An 18,814-nucleotide genomic window follows, 5' to 3' on the forward strand; every position below is an offset into this window, starting at 1 on the left:
AGAGACTTTTATTGCACAAAAAACATGCAATAAAAGTCTCGCTGTTTCATCACGATACGGACAGGTAGATACCCATCGAGATTGACGATATCATGAACACTGACGTGCCAGCTACTCCCCTTTATATGGCTTACTATACTGTCCAAAAAGACATTTGTCAACCCGGAATATCAGTATGTAAATACGCCGACTCCATAAGCTTCCAGCGGATATGCAAAAGAAAATTCCCGGTTGTCGCAGTTCTTCTTCTCTGCCTTGAATGCCTTGCCTTTCGGAAGAAGTCCCTGCTCATTCATAATCAGTTTGTACTGTTTCTTCTTCGGTACACCTACACGGTAATCCGGACGTGCTACCGGCGTGAAGTTGCATACAACCAGAATGTTGTTACGTCTTGTGGGGGATTTTCTCACAAAACTAAAGATGCTTCTGTCGCCATCGTTGGCATTGATCCACTCAAATGCAGACGGATCATTGTCCGCACCATAAAGTGCCGGATATTTCCTGTAAATATGAAGAAGATCACTGACATACTGCTGCAGTTTCTGATGATTCTCCTCTCCAAGAAGATACCAGTCAAGCTCTCTGGCCTCACTCCACTCCCGGAGCTGTCCAAAATCCTGTCCCATAAACAGAAGTTTCTTACCAGGATGTCCGAACATGAAGGTATAGCCAGCCTTCAGGTTCTTGAATTTATCATCCAGTTCGCCTGGCATTTTTTCCAGCATGGAGCACTTCAGATGTACTACCTCATCGTGGGAAAGAACCAGAACATACTTCTCACTGTATGCATAAGTCATGGAAAATGTCATCTTATTATGATTAAATTTACGGAAATACGGATCCAGCTTCATATATTCCAGGAAATCGTTCATCCATCCCATATTCCATTTCAGGGAGAATCCCAGGCCGTCATCTTCTGCCTTGCCGGTTACCATCGGCCATGCGGTAGATTCCTCCGCAATCATGACAGTTCCATGATTTCTTCCGAGAACAACCGTATTCAGATGCTTGAAGAATTCAATGGCTTCCAGGTTCTTGTTTCCACCGTATTTATTGGCAACCCACTCACCGTCTTTTTTACCGTAATCCAGATAGAGCATGGATGCAACCGCGTCTACACGGAGACCGTCAACGTGGCATTCTTCTACCCAGTAAAGGGCATTGGCGATCAGGAAATTCTTTACTTCCGGACGTCCGTAATTGTAGATCTTGGTTCCCCAGTCCGGATGCTCGCCCTGTCTCGGATCTGCATGCTCGTATACTGCAGTTCCGTCAAAGTTGGCAAGTCCGTGTGCATCCTTCGGGAAGTGCGCCGGTACCCAGTCAAGGATAATACCAATCTTCTGGCGATGGAGATAATCAACCATATATTTGAAATCCTGTGGTGTTCCGTAACGGGAGGTCGGTGCATAATAGCCGGTAACCTGATAACCCCAGGAACCGTCAAAAGGATGCTCTGCGATGCCCATAAACTCAACATGTGTGTAACCCATTTTCTTGACATACCCGGCAAGCTTCGGGGCCAGCTCTCTGTAGGAATAGAAACCATCCTCGTCTTCCGCAGTCTGCGGATGTTTCATCCATGAACCCGGATGCACCTCATAAATAGACATGGCACTTGTATCCGGATCAAAGGCCTCACGGTTCTTCATCCAGGTATCATCTTTCCATTTATAATTGGTGATGTCGGTAACACGGGAGGCTGTTCCAGGACGCATCTCAGCAGCGTTGGCATAGGGATCTGCCTTGTAAAGTTCCTCGCCATGTGCACCTGTAATGTAAAATTTATACAGTTGTCCAATCTTCGCTCCCGGTACAAATGTCTCATAAACACCAATGGGTCCAACTTTTTTCATGGGATTCTTCTTTGTGTCCCATTCATTGAACTCACCTACAACAGAAACCGCCTGTGCATTAGGTGCCCACACTGCAAAATAAACTCCTTTTTTCCGGTTCTGCGTGTCCGGATGTGCTCCCAGCTTCCTGTAAATATCATAATTCGTGCCCTGACCGAACAGATACTGGTCAAGCTCCGTAAATTGTAATTTCTTTCCCATTTTCAGGTACCTCCCTTTATAGTTCTGCCACCGTCCATTCCCCAATTTTAAGTGGAGTTTTTTATTCTATAATTATACCAATCCCCATATTTTCAGTCAAGGAAAAACCCTCCCATATAATATGTGTCTATTATCCGACAGTGTCGTATAAAGTCAAAAAAGAGACCTGAATGACACACATTTTGTCACTCAGGTCTCCTGGTATTATTCTTTAGTATTCTTCACTTCCGTCATCATAGGAACCATCGTCATAGGAGCCATCATCATAGCTTCCGTCATCGTAGCTTCCATCATCATAGTTTCCGTCGGAAGAACCATCCGATCCGTCACTGCTTCCGTCTGTGGAACCATCTGATCCATCACCACTTCCATCAGAAGAACCGTCCGATCCGTCACTGACTGTACTGTCTGTGGAACCATCACTGACGTCTGTACTATCTGCGGAGGTACTGTCTGCAGAAGCGCTGTCATCAGAAGTTATACTTCCGTCAGAAGAATCACTGCTGTCTGTTGAATCACTGGAATTTCCTGCATATCCTGCAACACGTCCTGCCTGAAGGGAGCTGTCCCAGAAGTCAGAATAGGAAGCACTCTGTAAAGTAACATCTTTAGCTGCTGCAAGTTCACTGACTGTCACCAGCTTATATCCCTCATTGACCAGTTCCGGAATCAACTTCTCAGTAGCACATTTTACAGATGGCTCATGGATATCATGCATCAGAATGATAGAACCATCACTCAGATCGCTGTTCATGATCTCATTGTAATCCGCATCCGCATCCATCAGTTTCCAGTCCAGGGAGTCTGTGGACCACATGAAAAACGGTTTGCCTACTGCTGCCATCTGTTCTTCTGTGATTGCTCCATACGGTGCACGGCACACGGTTGCAGCCTGTCCGCAGGCTTTCACCAGCTCGTCATCTGTTTTCTGGAATTCCTGTACAACAGAATCCAGATCCATATTCGGAAGAGTCTGCTCCGGATGATCCCAAGTATGGTTACCAATCTCACATCCAAGCTGTAACATTCTCTGTACAGTAGATTCCCGTCCCTCAACATTCTGTCCCAGCATAAAGAAGGTAACATGAATATTATATTTCTCAACTGTATCAAGAAGAGTCTCTGTATACTCTCCCGGTCCATCATCAAAGGTCAGTGCGATCATCGGACGTTTCTTGGAAGGATCATAAGAACCATCTTCATTAAAGTAATAATCCTTCACACCTTTCTCAACCCATCCTGTCTGCATATAACCATTCTCATCAAAACTGTATGTAGTTCCGTCGATTTCGGCAAAACCATTGATATAATATGTACCATCCGGATTCTGATACCACTTTCCTGTGGAGTCTTCATGCCATCCCGGTGTCATAACAGAAAGTCTGTCTCCTGCTGTACTGCCCTTTATCGGCATCACCACAGCATCTGTACTGCTGTCACCGGATGAATCCGATGTAGCCGAATCAGCCGATGCAGATGCATCCTCCGTACTTCCATCTGAGGAAGTTCCTGCTGTATTCGCCTGTACATTCACAGTCTCCGTATCCTTACTGCTTCCTCCGCCTACACGGTTGACGATTGGTAAAATTACTCCTCGAACAACAAAAACCAGCAGAAGAATCGCCGCAAACACACAGGTTATCCGCTTCATCATCCGCCGCCGTCTTATTTGCTGCTGCTTTCTGCGCATTCTCTCGCGCAAAACTCTTTTGTCCATTTGATTATATCCCCGTCTATATATTTATAACTTTCCTTAATGTCTGAACTTAATCATACCGCATTTAATGTTCAAATACAATGGTAATTCCCGAAAGAATCTCTTAATTTTCTTTTTATGTGTTACTGTCAAAAAAGCGGTTCCCGGAAATTCTCCCGGGCCCCGCACTTTTTTGTACGCATCACATAATGCGTGTGATTTTTTGTTATTCTGCTGATGCATCTGATGCGCTGTCTGCCTCTTCTGTCGGTTCTTCCTCAGGAACCATATCTGTCGCTTCTGCCGTTTCCAGCTCTTCGTCAACAGTTCCCTCAGCACTGCTTCCATCTACAGACGGATCATCTCCGTCCACACCTTGTGTGTCACCGGCAGTTACTTTTTCTTCAACGGTTGCGTTATCTATGATAAAGTCCTCCACACGGAGCAGTCCGATAGATTCATCCACAGCTGCCTGGCCATACTTATCTACCAGTGCCGCGATATCCTTTACATTATATGATTTGATCAGTTCGTTCTGGATACCAAGAGATTTTTCATCCTCAAGTGTCATATTTTCCGCATCCATGATTCCCTGCACGATCAGGTTCTGTTTCACCTTATATTCCGCATACTGGCTGCTCTGCTCTTCAAAATCATCCATGGAAATGCCCTGTGCCTTTACAAAATCCTCCAGGGTCATATCACCCTGTTTTGCATAATTTTCGTACAGAGTCTTAAATTCTGTTTTTGCCGTATCCAGATCATCCTGTGGGTATTCTTTTACTTCGGAAGCAGAGAGCACTGTGTTCCATGCTGTCTCACGAAGAGTATTCTGGGCGCTTGTTTTTGCTTCTTCTTCCAGTGTCTTGCGGATTTCTTTTTTGTAGTCTTCCGCAGTCTTACAGTCAGTATTCTTGGCTGCCCAGTCATCGGTCAGTTCGGGAGCACGTTTGAAGCTCTGCAATGTAACTTTAAACACAACCTCCTGGCCTGCCAGTTCTTCGGATGAATATTCTTCCGGAAATGTAAGGTCGAGATCTTTTGTCTGGCCTTTTTTCATTCCGATGATTCCATCTTCAAAACCATCAATAAAAGTTCCGGAACCGATCGTCAGCTCATAATTGTTGGCTGTACCTCCGTCAAAAGCTACTCCGTCTTTGGTTCCTACGTAATTGATCGTAACAATGTCACCGTTCTGAACCGTACCTTCTGTTACTTCCTCTGCCTTATTCTGAAGTTCTTCCTGAACCCTTCCATCAACCATGTCATCGGTCACAGCTTCTACAGAATTATCAAGTGTCAGGCCTTTATACTGTCCGATCGTTATATATTTGCTCACATCATCCACAGAAACAAGTCTTGTATCTCCGGAGGCTGTATCTTTGCTGTTTTTATCTGAATCCGATCCTGATTCTGCTGAATCTGTTTTATCGGCTGTATCCTGTGTTTCTGCTGTAGATTTTGTTTCCCCTTTATTGTCTGCAGATGTGCCGCAGGCTGTTATCGCCAGCGCTGTACACAATGCAAGCACAACGAGATATGTTTTTTTCTTCATATCTTACTCCCTTCATATCAAAATCATCTGAAAATACACATATATTCTAACCATAATAGATTATAAACATTTTCTGTATACTTTTGTAAAATCTATTTCCTTACATTTCTGGAACCGGTGTCGGTCTGGAATCGTCCCAGACTTCAGATACATCAAACAGGTCGCTGAGCATATCCGGATTATAATACATACGATAACCATCCAGGTTCCGTCTTCCCTGTCGGAAATACTCACTTGTGATCTGCACAAAATACTGACTGGAATCTACATTGCAGAAATAGCGGTAGCCACGACTCTTATAATATTCATACTTGGCATTATCAGAGGTATATCCTTCCCAGTCGCCGATATCTGCGCCAAAGGCAAAAATGATCATGTCGGTTTTTCCAAGGATCGGTGCTACATATTTCTCCCATTTCTTGTTATCTGTTTTCAGTTCGGCCGCAGTAGAAGAAGTTGCATTTCTGTGGCCCCAGGTATGGCTTGCAAATTCCCAGCCGTCTTTTTTCATGGCTTTTGCCACTTTTTTGGCTGCTTTTACTTCTTTATTATAGTCAAAATCCGGATTAGCCTTGAGAAAAGCTTTCTGGTCGTCCTGAAGGTTCTTTTTTGACTTATATGCACCATCTGTACGGTATCCCAGCACTCCGTCATAACCGGTCATTGCCAGGATCCCCTTTCTTCCATGGTAGGAAAAATCAGGATGTTCCTTAATAAAAGAATCCAGGATCGGCACAACATCGTAATCGCCGGTCACAACCGTTCCGTCAGCCTTTTTATATTCACATTTAATGTCTCCATTATCATCGATCACCAGTTTTGTGGCAAATCCATCTCCATCCATGTAATGATAATAGCTGACATCATCTTCAGAAAGTACGAAAGGAATCTTGCCCTCCGGAAGCATGATCTTGCCTCTGCTCATGGTTCCGTCATCATTCACTACCGCCATGTCGTGAGGGCTTACCAGAACATATCCCTTATCATACATAATCTGGATCATTTTTTTGAACTCACTGACTGTCGTCATCATCTGATTATATCCTGCCTCATCAGAATCCCCGTCAAAAGCCAGAGAGGTGTCTACGATAAGGGAATGGAAAAACACATGTGTCACCTGCTCAAGAGGATACTCTACACAGGCATCTCTTTTTTTCATATAGGAAGCAGCTGCCTTCTGCATTTTATCACTGGTGGCAAATTTCCAGTTGTTCTTCAGAACAGAAATCGCTCCTGTATAATCATACTGCTGAGCCAGTTTCTTTGCCTTTGCGAGAAGTGCCTTTTCATTGGAGGAAGTACTGCCGGAAGTGTCCTCTGACTTCTCACGTTTCTGTGTTTCTTTTTCAGCCTCTTTCTCTTCTTCCGGTGTCTCGGTTGCTGCCGGCTGGTCTTCCGGATCTGCTGCTACCTTAGCCTCTTCTTCCTCCACTTCAGTCTGTGTATCCTCTGCGTCTGCCTCATCCGACTGTGTATCTTCCGCATCTGCCTCATCTGACTGCGTATCCTCGTTGTCCTGCGACTGTGCGGTCATATTATCCTGCTGAACAGTAACTGGTGCGTTTCCACTGACAAAAAGTGATGCTGCAAGTACTGTTGTCAGGACCCCTGCAATTTTTTTCTTCATAAAATAACTAGCCCCTTTCTTTTAAGTCCCCTCGTATCTTTCAAAATCCGATCATCCCATCGGTGGTACCGGCGTTGGTCTTGCCGGGTCAAAAACATCTTTTGCGTTAAAAAGATCTTCCAGAAGTTCCGGATTATAATACATCCGGTATCCGTCCAGGTTTCGTCTTCCCTGACGGAAATAGCGGTCCCGGATCTGTACATAATACTGGCTGGAATCCACATTACAGAAATAATTGTATCCCTGTCCCTTCAGATATTCGAATTTATCACCGGAATACTCTGGTTCTGTTGTTATATCTGTTCCAAAAGCAAAAATAATGATATCCGTTCCCCCGATCAGCGGATCTACATTTTTTTTGAATTTTTCGGTATCTTCCTGAAGTTTCTCCAGAGAGATCTGACCTACATTCTGATGTCCCCAGGTATGGCTTGCAAATTCCCAGCCTTCTGCTTTCATGGCATCGGCAACCTTCTTCGCCCCTTCCCGTTCCTTTTCCAGGCTGAAATCCGGATGTGCATCGAGCCATTGTACTTTATTTTCGTCCAGATCTGCCGGGCGGGTTTCATAACTCTCATCTGTACGGTATCCCAGGATTCCGTTATATCCGGTGAGTGCCACGATTCCCTTGGCACCACGGTAGGAAAAATCCGGATGCTGCTCCACAAAACGGTCGATCAGCGGAACCATATCGTAATCACCTACAGACACACTTCCATCATCTTCCACATATTCGTTGCGGATCTTCCCTTCTTCATCCACAACCAGTTTTGTGGCAAATCCATCTCCATCCATGTAATGATAATAACACACGTCATCCTGTGAGAGGACAAACGGCGTTTTCCCCGGCGGAAGAAGGATCTCTCCTGCTGTGATATTGCCGTTTTCATCTGCTTTTGCCATATCTTTAATGCTTACCATGACATAGCCCTTGTCATACATGGTCTGAGTGATCTTATTGAACTCATCGATCGTGGTCATAACCTGGTTATAATCCGCTTCTTTATAATCTCCGTCAAAAGCCTTGGATGTATCTTTTATCAGAATATGATAAAAGACATGTGTCACCTGTTCCAATGGCCATGCCGTACATGTTGCTTTTGTATCTTCGTATTCTTTTACAGCTGCCTGCATCTTCTGGTCTGAGCCATAAGCAGGATCATTTTTCAGAAGATCAATGGCTTTATCATAATCATACTGCTGAGCCAGAAGATCCGCCTGCGCCAGAGTATCGCCGGAAACTGTATCACCGGATGAATCACCGGAAGCCTCTGTAGAAACTGCTTCGCCGGAGTCTGTTCCCGTTTCCGTTTTATTTTCTTTTTTCGTATCAGAAGTTACCACTTTCCTGTCTGATCCGGAAGCAAACCTGTTGCTTAAAGCAATTGCGCCTGCCGACACTCCACCTGCGATCAGTACCGCTGCCACTCCTATGGCGATCAGCCGTTTCCTGCGTTCCCGTTTCAGCCTCTCTCTGCGGCGTTGCAGCATACGTTTACGCCATTCCTCATACTCCGGAGTTCCCATTTCCGGTCTGGGTTTCCGGTGTTTTTTCTCTTCCATACTTTATTTCCTCCATCTGTTGTGTATAAATACATTGTCTGTATCTGAATATCCATCTATCCTGCGGTTTGTATTGTAAACCGCAGCACATTCATTATACCTTGTAAATACTGAAATTTCCACCGTTCCTCCTGTCTTTTTCGCTTTTCTTTTATCTTGCCTTTTTAAGAAAACAATGCTAAAATGTTTTGTACGTAATGTAACCGATTGCGAAACAAATATACATACAGGGGGATTCTCAAATGAGTACAGTTACCATTGTTCTTCTGGTCATCCTCGTTATTCTGATCGCAGCAGTAATCGCACTCTACTTCTTCGGAAAGAAAGCTCAGAAAAAACAGGACGAACAGCAGGCTCAGATCCAGGCCAACAAGCAGACAGTTTCCATGCTGATCATCGATAAAAAGCGGATGCCACTGAAAGATTCCGGACTTCCACAGATGGTCATTGACCAGACACCGAAGCTTATGCGCCGCTCCAAACTTCCGATCGTAAAAGCTAAAGTTGGTCCGAAGATCAGCATCCTCATCGCAGATGAGAAAGTATTCGATCTGATCCCGGTTAAGAAAGAGATCAAAGCCGAAGTCAGCGGTCTTTACATCGTTGGCGTAAAAGGAATCCGTGGTTCTCTTGAAACACCACAGAAGAAGAAAAAAGGTTTCCTCTCAAGATTCCGTAAATAATCCGAATATAAAGCAACCGCCGTGGTTTCAGGAATTTTCCCTGATACACGGCGGTTATTTTTTATAAGACAAAATCCTTACAGTCTCTGGGCTGTACCTGGATCGCCAGGTAACAGTCTGCCACATGTTCCTCATTCATATCCAGCGCGTAATCTGCTTTCATCTGAAGATTCTCTTCACTCTCCATAAGCTCCAGGTTTGTGGCGGCAATTCCCATCTGAAGTGTTCCATACGGTGTGGAATAATAAGTCATATTCTTCTTACCCTGCTCAAATACCATATGGACATTTACCAGACCCTTTTTACTTACTTCCAGACCTTTCTCTGACATTTTTATGTAATTGATCGTAGGTTCAGCGGTTTCATCGAGAAGTTCCTCATATCTGAGATAATGAGAACCATTGCGGAAATAATACTGTCCCGCTACGACGATCTCGATCGGCTCCTGGTCTCCCTGTGCGTCCATCATCTGAAGCCCTCTTACATGGATCAAAACTTCTTTTTGCATTTTTTTCTCCTAATATTTCTCAATATCGATCTTCTGTGTTTTCTCTACATTATATGACAGGATGGAATTGGCAAAATCCTTAAATTTCTCGGCAAGATCACTTACATAGAAGCGATACGGAAATTCCTCCTGTGCCGCCTCATCACTTGCTAGATCCAGATCTGCCAGAAGCTTCTTCAGTTCCAGTGCAGTCTCATAGGCCGGATTCACAAGCCGGACATCCTCCCCCATGATCTTACGGATCGTAGATCGCAGAAGCGGGTAATGTGTACATCCAAGAATCAGTGTGTCGATCTCCTGATCCTGAAGTTCCTTCAGATATCTTCTTGCAACCTCTTCTGTGACAGGATCATGATACCATCCCTCTTCCACCAGCGGTACAAAAAGCGGACATGCTTTCCCGATCACGGTGATCTCCGGATCCAGCTCCCTGAGATAGGAAGCATGGATACCGCTGTCTACCGTACCTACTGTGCCAATGATCCCTACTCTCTTGTTCCTGGTCTCCTCAGCAGCCACTTTAGCACCGGCTTCGATCACTCCGAGAATAGGGATATCCAGTTCATCCTTTACCGCATCCAGAGCAAAAGCACTGGCTGTGTTACAGGCTACAACAATGGCTTTTACTTTCTGTTCCTGCAGAAAATGAATGATCTGGCGGGAATAACGGATAACTGTCTCTCTGGACTTACTTCCATATGGAACCCGGGCTGTATCTCCGAAATATACAATTTTTTCGGACGGCAGATTCCGCATGATCTCACGGGCCACCGTCAATCCTCCGATACCGGAATCAAACACACCAACCGGTGCGTTTCTGTCTATATTCATTGATCTTATTCTCCTGAAATAATTAATCGAGCGCTATAATTACTCGTTGGAATATTGTATCACCAATCCAGCGCTTTCGCAAGCCAGAAGGAAATCTTCACCGGCTTATTTTCCCCGTTATCCTCCACTTTTTCAAAACAGAATTCCGGATAGATGGTTCCCCACCAGGCATAAACCTTTGGATCCCGGGAAGAAAATGTGTCCTGTGCTCTGATACCGCCTGCAAGGATCATCGACACGAGCAGAATGGCCCATCCTGTTCTTTTTAATATATGAATACGACTCTTTATCTTTATATGCTCCATGAGTAAAACCTCCTGCCAAAATCTTCTTTCTGATAATCCTGTCCAAAGATGATGGTACCTGCCATCTTTTTAAGAATATCTGCATTATTGACAGTTTATCGCCTGTTTATTCAGCACTTCCATAATCCACTTCCAGAAGATCCCCATTTACCCATACAGAAGGAATCCATGGTAATGTTCCGTCCTGGTAAAACTGATGATATGCCTCTCTCAAAGTCACTCCTTTTTTCTGCTGCCCGGTAGTACGGTTCTCCTGGATTCCCTGAAGATATTCACCCACAGAACTTTCCTCTGCTCCCTTCCAGTGAAAAACCTCTCCCAGCATTCCGGTCCGGAACATGTACACATCTTCGCCTACATGTTCTTCCTGCTTCAGATATTCGAGAAAAGCCTTTCTGTTTTCTTCTGTCAGCATGCTCTCATCCAGAATCACTACCTGAAGGTGTCCCAGATCCAGAAATTTTTCCTGGGAACGATTGTAGACTTCCTCGATTTCCTGAAAATTTCTGCCCGCAAGGGTCAGTACGGAAACCGGATCTTCTTCCGGCTTTTCCTGCCCGGTGGTCACATTCATATCCGGCATGGCATACTTCAGCACAAAGCCTTCTTCCGAAACGCCGGCCCCCAGTGCCAGCGGATACATCCTTTTTTCCGGTTCCACAGCCGCACACCCGGTTCCCATAAGGCTTACAAAGAAAAACAGGCTCACAGACAACGCTTTTTTCTTCCAGCGGCCTTTATTTTCCACACTGAGAAAAATCTGGATCACAAGAAGCAGCGGCACAAAAATATATGCCAGATACCATCCATAATACTTTTCTATCCCGGCGCCGTTTCTTTCGTAGAGCGAAAGGATCCACCCTGCTGCCGGAATCCAGTACCGTCCACTTCCAAGCTTTGTTTTTTCCGCAATCTGATTCCCGTAATGAAAAAGACTTCCCAGAGAAAAAAGAAGCCCGAACACCAGAAATCCCATCCATATCACATCAAATCTTGCCAGCACATTTCCCGGAAGATCTGCCCCGTCCAGAAGAGGCAGCACCGGATATGTTTCCGCCAGAAGCCTGTTTTTTCCAAATACAGCAGGAAGCAGAACCTGCATACCAAGGACAATTCCACACACGGTAAGAAAGGCCAGGATCACCGGCTTTCTGGCACTTCCCTGTTTTTCTACTTTTTCAAGCCCAAAAGGCAGAAGCCCCACTCCGGAAAAAACACAGAGAAATGCATACACATCCCGGATCATCCATTTCCCGGAAAACCTGCTACCGGTACCCTCCACGGTTTCCAGAAAATATTCCGCTTTTCCCTGTCCTGCACTCAAAATCATAAGAAGGAGAATCCCTGCCAGAAAAATCCCTCCGGAAATTTCCGCAATCCTTCCTCTTCTCTGCATTCCCCGGTGCGTTCCCAGACTGCATGCTGCCACAGCAAGCAGAGACAGCCATTTCCCGGAAATCCCGCTGATCAGACTCTGTGGAATTACTTTTGCAAGAAGATCCGCCAGAAAAGCCGCACTTAAGATTACATATAAAAGAAAGGACAGTCCAATAAACCGTACAGTAATATTTCCTGTCATTCTGGAAAGTTCTCCATAAGCAGGAGCAAGACGGATCAGCCAGATCACATAAAATGAAAGAAGCACCGCCGCCAGGATCGTCCCTGCCATAGCATTCACTCCCAGCATTTCTCCGTTTTTAAAAAGGCACAGAAGAAAAGGCGCCGGAAACACAAGTATGATCTGCCGGAAAAGCTGTCTGTGGGAAATCCTGTTATTTTCTGCAAATCTCATAATCCTTTTCCTTTCTGTCTCCATGGCTTTGTCCGCAGTCTGCGCTTCTGGTCATCTTTTGCATACAACGGCCGGAATTTCCGTTTCCGGAATGGCTGGCGCAAAATTCTTCCTCCTGTTTCCGCCTGGCCGTTTTTTTCTACAAAGGGTACCAGATATGGGACACCAAAGCTTAAAAGTCCTGCCAGATGTGCCGCCGTCAGATACAGTCCCAGCACAATTCCGAAGATGCCAAGATATCCTCCCAGAAAAAGAAATCCATACTTCAGAAGCCGGAACGCAGACGCAAATTCCTCATTGGGGATCGCCAGAGATCCAAGCGCCGTTAATGCCACAATAATTACCACCACGGGGCTTACCAGATTAGCCTCCACAGCTGCCTGTCCAATAATCAGGCCTCCAACAATCCCGATGGCATTTCCAAGAGTTCCGGGAATCCGTACGCCCGCCTCCCGGATCAGCTCAAAAGACAGCTCCAGAAACACCAGCTCCACCACGCTGGAAAACGGCACTCCTTCCCTTGCCTGTGCAAAAGAAAGGATCAGATTGGCCGGAAGGATCTGGGTGTGAAACCGTATCACAGCCAGATAAAGTCCCGGAAGCAACGTTGCCACAGCCATGGCCAGATATCGCAGCACACGCAGGAATGAAGTCATTTCAAAACGGTTATACCAGTCCTCGCTGCTTTCCATAAAGCTGTTAAACGCACCTGGAATCACCAGTGCCACCGGTGAATTGTCACAGAGCAGCACGGCTTTTCCATTGAGAAGTTCCTGTGCCGCCCGGTCCGGACGTTCGGTTGTCTGAAACTGTGGAAAAGGCGAATACCAGGCTTCTTCTGTCAGCTGCTCCAGCATTCCGCTGTCCAGGATTCCATCCACAGTAAAAGATTCCAGCCGTTCCTTCACCGCAATCAGAAGTTCTTCGTGCACCAGATCTTCCACATACAGAAGCTGCACCACCGTGTTGGAACGCACCCCGATATTTTGCTGTTCCACTTTAAGGCGGGTATCCCGGATCCGCTTCCGTACAAGGGCCGCATTGGTTTTTACGCTGTCGCAGAAGCCTTCTTTGGAACCCCGCAGCACTTTTTCCGTTTCCGCTTCTGATACATCCAGCCCCGGATAGCCTTTGCTGGATATCTTCATGGCCCTGTCATAACCGTCCATAAAGAAAACCGCATTTCCGGAAAGAACCGCCCCGAAGACTTCTTCCATGGAAAAAAGTTCTTCCACATCCGCAATTCCGAGACTGTTTCTCCGAATAAATTCCCGGATCTTTTCTTCCGGAATTTCCCAGAAATGATTGATCATCTTTCCAATGGCAGAATCGTCCAGCATCATGTTGGAAACTGCCACTTCAATATAAACCATCAGACAGTCCACTTTATGACCCTCTCCCAGGCGCATGGGCCGGATCAGAATATCATCGCAGTTTTCACAGCGCTTCCGGATATAAGATTCATTTTCATGGAGAGATACTGAAATCTTTTTTTCTTCCACAGCTTCACCATCCTTTTCCAATAAAAAAGAGATGCCAGTGGCATCTCTCTTAATATCCCCGGATATCCGGTTCTTATTCTTTTTTCTCGGATTCTCTGGCAGCATTTTCCGCACGGATGGTACGGATAATTGCCATTCTCTGATTCTCCAGATGGTGAAAAGAAATATCCTGTGCTTTCTGCACATCACCCTCCCGGATCGCTTTTACCAGTTCTTCATGCTCGCTGACAAGGAGATTTCTGGTCTGCTCTTCCTTCAGATATTCCACACGGTAGCGGTACATCTGCTCGCGGAGATTATTCAGTACCTGGTTCAGACGCTTGTTATCGGAAGCCTGGTAAATGATCTCATGGAACGCCACATCCGCCTCCGCAAGACGAACAAGATTTCCCTCTGCTTTTGTTTTCTCGAATTCTTTGGCTGCTACCCAGAGCCGTCCAAGCTCCTCCTCTGTGATCAGCTTACATGCCTTTTCTATGGCTACATTCTCAAGCGCGATACGCACCTCAAGAACATCGTTCAGATCTTTTTCGGTGATGCTTGCAACCTGGGCTCCCCGGCGTGGGATCATCACTACAAGGCCTTCCTGCTCCAGCTTACGCATGGCCTCACGCACCGGTGTTCTGCTGACACCCAGACGCTCTGCAAGAGCGATCTCCAGAAGTCTCTCCCCCGGTTTCAGTTCTCCTTTCAGAATTGCCTGCCTCAAGGTGTTAAAAACAACATCCCGAAGTGGCAGATACTCATTCATATCCACAGAAAAATCACTTGTCATTTGTAACTCCTCCATCCCTGTTGTAAATATCCGTGGCAAATACTGTTTTTGCCAGTCCGCTCTTTCTGAGACTTCTGGCTGCCGCCGCCATCTTATCTCTGTTATCAAAAATACCAAATACCGTTGGACCGCTTCCGCTCATCACCGCTTTCAGCGCTCCTTTTTCTTCCATGAGTTCTTTGATATTTCCAATTACAGGATACTGACGGATAATTCCAGGCTCAAATACATTCTCCATTTTTGATGCCATGGCATAAAGATCACCGTCCTCAATATCCCTGATAAGTCCATCGATATCCGGATGTTTCCCGATTCCTGCCAGATTGAGATTTTCGTAGGCGGTTTTTGTGGAAACATTGATTCCCGGTTTTCCTACCAGCACATAGCATTCCGGAACTTTCGGAAGTCGCTTCAGCTTCTCACCGATTCCCTCTGCAAGGGCTGTTCCACGCATGATACAGTACGGAACATCTGCTCCTACCTTCACTGCGCGCTCCATCAGCTGCTCTTCCGTCAGGCCCAGATGAAACATCCGGTTCACACCTACAAATGCAGCCGCAGCATCAGAGCTTCCGCCTGCCATACCTGCCGCTACCGGAATGAACTTGCGAAGTTTAATGGAAAGTCCCTCTTCTATTTCAAATTCTTCCATCAGCATCTCTGCTGCTTTATATACAAGATTTCGGCTGTCAGTGGGAATAAACGGAAGATTGGTTGTCAGCACGATTCCCGGCCGTTTCGTCTTTCTGATATCCAGGATATCATACATACGGATGGTCTGCATGATCATGCGTACCTCATGATAGCCGTCCTCTCTCTTCCCCAGAACATCAAGTCCGAGATTGATCTTTGCCATTGCTTTTAAACGCATAAGCCCCTCCATTTGTACTTTGTATACAGTATTTATATGTATATTTTATATGATTTTTGCAGTCTTTTCAACAGCAAAATTTTCCAGCTTTTTTCATTTTCTGCTGTTTTTTTCTCATTTGATCTGTCCTTCTACTTTTTTCACCACAAGAAGCGGTGTTCCCGGAGATGGCTCCTGATTTTCCTTAAGCCCGTTCAGAGTGCAGATTTCTTCAATGGATGTATGATATTTTCTTGCGATATCCCACAGCTCATCTCCCGGTTTTACCATATAGATCAGGATTCCCGGCATAGCCTGGATCTTTTTCATATCCAGAGGTTTTTCTTCCACTTTGTCAATGATAAATACGGGTTCCCGGATGACTGCAAGAAGATTCAGGCCCACTGACGCCCGGATCTCGATCTCATTTCCGTCCGCCATGGCTGCAGAAAGCTGTTCCAGTTCTGCCTTTAACCGGTAGCTGCTGTCCGGCCGGATTCCTCTCGCTTCCACCACATGAGAAAACGGGATCATGGCCTCCATGGAGTAAAAAGGCATACTGTCGTTTCCGATAATATACAGGATCTTCAGCATGATCACTCCATCTGCCTGCACTCCGTTTTCCACGATCCTGGTCTTATCGATCTTTACTTTTCCCTGGCTGTGACAGAGCTGGAGGATTTTCCCCTGGGTTTCTTTTACCTGAATGCGGTCAGTGATCCGGCATCTGGAGAAATTCCGCACCAGAAGTTTTTCCAAAACTTCATTTTTCCCTTCCGGAACGCATTCCCGAAGTGGTGTATACACATCTGTAACCAGTGAATATTCTTCCTCCCGGAAAAATTTCATATCCAGTTCCAGCACTACATCAGAAACCAGTATCCGTTCCTCTCCATCTGCATCCGGCTTTACTTCCAGGCTCTGGTGCATCACGGAAACTTCAATATCCGGGATCAATTCTTCTGTACAATCCGGACATTCCACTTCTCCTGAAAAAGGAAGTGAATATTCCAGCCACTGTACCGGTGTCTCTGTATCTTCTGATTCGTACAGTACAAAAACCGTCAGCTCTCCCCTTGCTTTTACGATGTTTTCTTCCGGTTTCAGATCCAGTCCCCGTATATCCATGGTATACCAGATCAGGCCGGAAATGTCCGGACGGTTGGAAGCAATGGTATATTCATCCTTAACACGCAGGGTATCTTTTTTATGTACGGTAAGTCCCAGAAATCGGACTGTTTTCTTTCTGACAGAGATATCCGTAGCATCCAGCGCTACCGGAAGACGAACCTGCTCCGTCTCATCTACTGCTCCATAAAATGTTACCAGTGCTTTGATATTCAGCTTTCTGGAATGGATCAGCCGGATGGTAAGATCCTCAATCTCCCACTTCAGGCACAGTTTATCTCCATTTACAATGTCTTTCAGGTTCAGTGTTTCCTCAAACGGCAATTTTGCCGTAATGCTGCTGATAATTCCGTTTTCTTCTCCCACATAAAGAATATCTACCTGCAGATCTCCTCTCAGGATCCCTTTTCCGTCAGCGAGATGGACATCATCCATACTGATCCTTCCTTTATACTGGATCAGCCTTCCCACATCCGGTTTCGCATCTGGTACATTAAAATCTTCATCAAAGGTGATCTGGCTTTTTGCCCTGCTTTTTTCTTTCAGTATCTGCATGATCTCCTTCTTTAATTCCACAATCGGTTCCCCTTTCTCAGAATTTTTTTACCTGCCGCTTCCCTCTGTGAACGTTACCGGTTTTTTCTGCCTTGAGGTTTTTATCACAATACAGGGATACGATGGTACTCCGGCTTCTTTCAGATCTTCCGGGCCAAGAAGTCTTGTAACAAAAAAAAGCCCGTTACCGGATTCTCCAAGTTCTTCCACCTGGATACTGTAACCTCCGCTCATCTGCCGGCCATATCCCTTTGCAAGATACAGGTCTTCTCCAGTTTCATAACTTAACTGAAATTCTTTTTCCTTTTTTTCTTCCATGATCCGGGAAAGTTCCTCCGGGATATCGGACTTTTCTACCACTGTATAGGCAACCGGTTTCCGCTCTTCCTCCTCGATCCGGACGAAACGGCAGCCGGAAAGCAGAAAAGCCGTTATTACAGCAATTAGCAGAAAAACTGATCTTTTCATAATCCCCTCTTTTATCAGCAGCCTGCATTACTCAGTATTTATTCTATGTAATCCGGGAAAGATTTATTGCAACTATCGAAAATTCTTCGTATAATGGTGTCAGGATGCAAAACTGCATCACAATATAGAAAGGACAGAAGACATGATTCGATTTATACTTGTCTGTATCGTTGTCATCGCTTATCTGGTGCTGACGATCCCGGTTCTTCTGGTGGAATGGATCATCGGCAAATTCTCTCCAATGACCAAGGATATCAGCTCTCTGCGTATGGTACAGGCCATATTTAAATTTATCCTGTGGATCACAGGTGCCAAGGTCACCGTCATCGGTGAAGAGAATGTCCCGAAAGATCAGGCTGTTCTCTATGTGGCGAATCACAGAAGTTATTTTGACATTCTGCTGACCTACAGCCGCTGCCCGATCCGTACCGGTTATGTTGCAAAGAAAGAAATGGAACGTTACCCGCTGCTTTCCAACTGGATGCGTAACCTCTACTGCCTCTTCCTTGACAGAGAGGATATCAAACAGGGACTGAAAACCATCCTTCAGGCGGCAGATTATGTAAAATCCGGAATCTCCGTATGCATCTTCCCGGAAGGAAGCAGAAACAAAAACGCAGATGAAACCGATATGCTGTCATTTCATGACGGTAGTTTCAAGATCGCAACCAGAGCAAAGAGTCCGATCATTCCTATCGCGATCAGCAATTCCGCAAACATCTGGGAAGCCAATTTTCCAAAGATGTCTCCTACTCATGTGGTAATTGAGTACGGCAAACCAATCATTCCATCTGAGCTTGACCGGGATACTCAGCGTCACCTGGGTGCGTATACTCAGAATATTATCAAAGAAATGCTTATTAAAAACAAAGAGCTGGTGTGATCCATGAATCACATCAGCTTTTCTTGTTTCCGTTGG

General features: G+C 45.5%; 16 protein-coding genes. 2 read left to right on the forward strand and 14 right to left on the reverse strand.

The genetic code is table 11. From position 1 onward, the window contains the following. Positions 1-170 precede the first annotated feature (170 nt). From glgB to G5B12_RS09150, 5 genes are all read right to left on the reverse strand, one after another. A complete protein-coding gene (gene glgB / locus G5B12_RS09130) occupies positions 171-2,057 on the reverse strand; it encodes a 1,4-alpha-glucan branching protein GlgB (RefSeq protein ID WP_021976987.1) in 1,887 nt (628 codons plus the stop codon). 211 nt (positions 2,058-2,268) lie between these two features. Then, entirely contained in the window at positions 2,269-3,711 is a 1,443-nt protein-coding gene (locus G5B12_RS09135) for a polysaccharide deacetylase family protein (protein WP_244096074.1), read from the reverse strand. Between the two features lie 268 nt (positions 3,712-3,979). After that, positions 3,980-5,308, reverse strand: a complete 1,329-nt coding sequence (gene tig, locus G5B12_RS09140; protein ID WP_021976985.1) for a trigger factor — start codon at positions 5,306-5,308, stop codon at positions 3,980-3,982. 100 nt (positions 5,309-5,408) lie between these two features. Then, complete coding sequence (locus G5B12_RS09145; RefSeq protein WP_021976984.1) at positions 5,409-6,935, reverse strand: polysaccharide deacetylase family protein; 1,527 nt, start codon at positions 6,933-6,935, stop codon at positions 5,409-5,411. A 51-nt stretch (positions 6,936-6,986) separates the two neighbouring features. Continuing rightward, positions 6,987-8,498, reverse strand: a complete 1,512-nt coding sequence (locus tag G5B12_RS09150) for a polysaccharide deacetylase family protein (RefSeq protein WP_021976983.1) — start codon at positions 8,496-8,498, stop codon at positions 6,987-6,989. Positions 8,499-8,740: 242 nt separating this feature from the next. Between G5B12_RS09150 and G5B12_RS09155 the strand changes: the two genes are divergently transcribed. Next, on the forward strand, positions 8,741-9,181 hold the full coding sequence (locus G5B12_RS09155; protein WP_021976982.1) for a type IV pilin: 441 nt from the start codon (positions 8,741-8,743) through the stop codon (positions 9,179-9,181). Between the two features lie 61 nt (positions 9,182-9,242). Here G5B12_RS09155 and G5B12_RS09160 read toward each other — a convergent pair whose 3' ends face one another. From G5B12_RS09160 to G5B12_RS09200, 9 genes are all read right to left on the reverse strand, one after another. Next, positions 9,243-9,689 (reverse strand): DUF1934 domain-containing protein, encoded by a 447-nt coding sequence (locus tag G5B12_RS09160; RefSeq protein WP_021976981.1) that lies wholly within the window; start codon positions 9,687-9,689, stop codon positions 9,243-9,245. A gap of 9 nt (positions 9,690-9,698) precedes the next feature. Further along, the gene (gene murI, locus G5B12_RS09165) at positions 9,699-10,520 is read right to left on the reverse strand and encodes a glutamate racemase (RefSeq protein ID WP_021976980.1); all 822 of its coding nucleotides are present in this window, start codon (positions 10,518-10,520) and stop codon (positions 9,699-9,701) included. Between the two features lie 59 nt (positions 10,521-10,579). Continuing rightward, positions 10,580-10,825: a hypothetical protein gene (locus G5B12_RS09170; protein WP_021976979.1), complete on the reverse strand. Its 246-nt coding sequence runs from the start codon at positions 10,823-10,825 to the stop codon at positions 10,580-10,582. Positions 10,826-10,931: 106 nt separating this feature from the next. Beyond that, positions 10,932-12,617, reverse strand: a complete 1,686-nt coding sequence (locus tag G5B12_RS09175) for a GerAB/ArcD/ProY family transporter (RefSeq protein WP_021976978.1) — start codon at positions 12,615-12,617, stop codon at positions 10,932-10,934. Then, positions 12,614-14,119: a spore germination protein gene (locus G5B12_RS09180; RefSeq protein WP_174088083.1), complete on the reverse strand. Its 1,506-nt coding sequence runs from the start codon at positions 14,117-14,119 to the stop codon at positions 12,614-12,616. Before G5B12_RS09180 ends, G5B12_RS09175 begins: the two co-directional genes overlap by 4 nt. A 73-nt stretch (positions 14,120-14,192) precedes the next feature. Then, positions 14,193-14,894: a GntR family transcriptional regulator gene (locus G5B12_RS09185; RefSeq protein WP_021976976.1), complete on the reverse strand. Its 702-nt coding sequence runs from the start codon at positions 14,892-14,894 to the stop codon at positions 14,193-14,195. Beyond that, complete coding sequence (gene ispE, locus G5B12_RS09190) at positions 14,884-15,765, reverse strand: 4-(cytidine 5'-diphospho)-2-C-methyl-D-erythritol kinase (protein ID WP_021976975.1); 882 nt, start codon at positions 15,763-15,765, stop codon at positions 14,884-14,886. Before ispE ends, G5B12_RS09185 begins: the two co-directional genes overlap by 11 nt. Before the next feature lie 114 nt (positions 15,766-15,879). Then, entirely contained in the window at positions 15,880-17,448 is a 1,569-nt protein-coding gene (locus G5B12_RS09195; protein WP_174088084.1) for a DUF3794 and LysM peptidoglycan-binding domain-containing protein, read from the reverse strand. Positions 17,449-17,475: 27 nt separating this feature from the next. After that, entirely contained in the window at positions 17,476-17,895 is a 420-nt protein-coding gene (locus G5B12_RS09200; protein ID WP_021976973.1) for a protease complex subunit PrcB family protein, read from the reverse strand. Between the two features lie 142 nt (positions 17,896-18,037). On the opposite strand from G5B12_RS09200, the gene G5B12_RS09205 reads away from it, so the two are divergent. Next, positions 18,038-18,778 (forward strand): lysophospholipid acyltransferase family protein, encoded by a 741-nt coding sequence (locus tag G5B12_RS09205; RefSeq protein WP_021976972.1) that lies wholly within the window; start codon positions 18,038-18,040, stop codon positions 18,776-18,778. Positions 18,779-18,814 lie beyond the last annotated feature (36 nt).

The organism is Blautia sp. MSK.20.85 (assembly GCF_013317245.1).
Classification (GTDB): Bacteria; Bacillota; Clostridia; order Lachnospirales; family Lachnospiraceae; genus Blautia_A.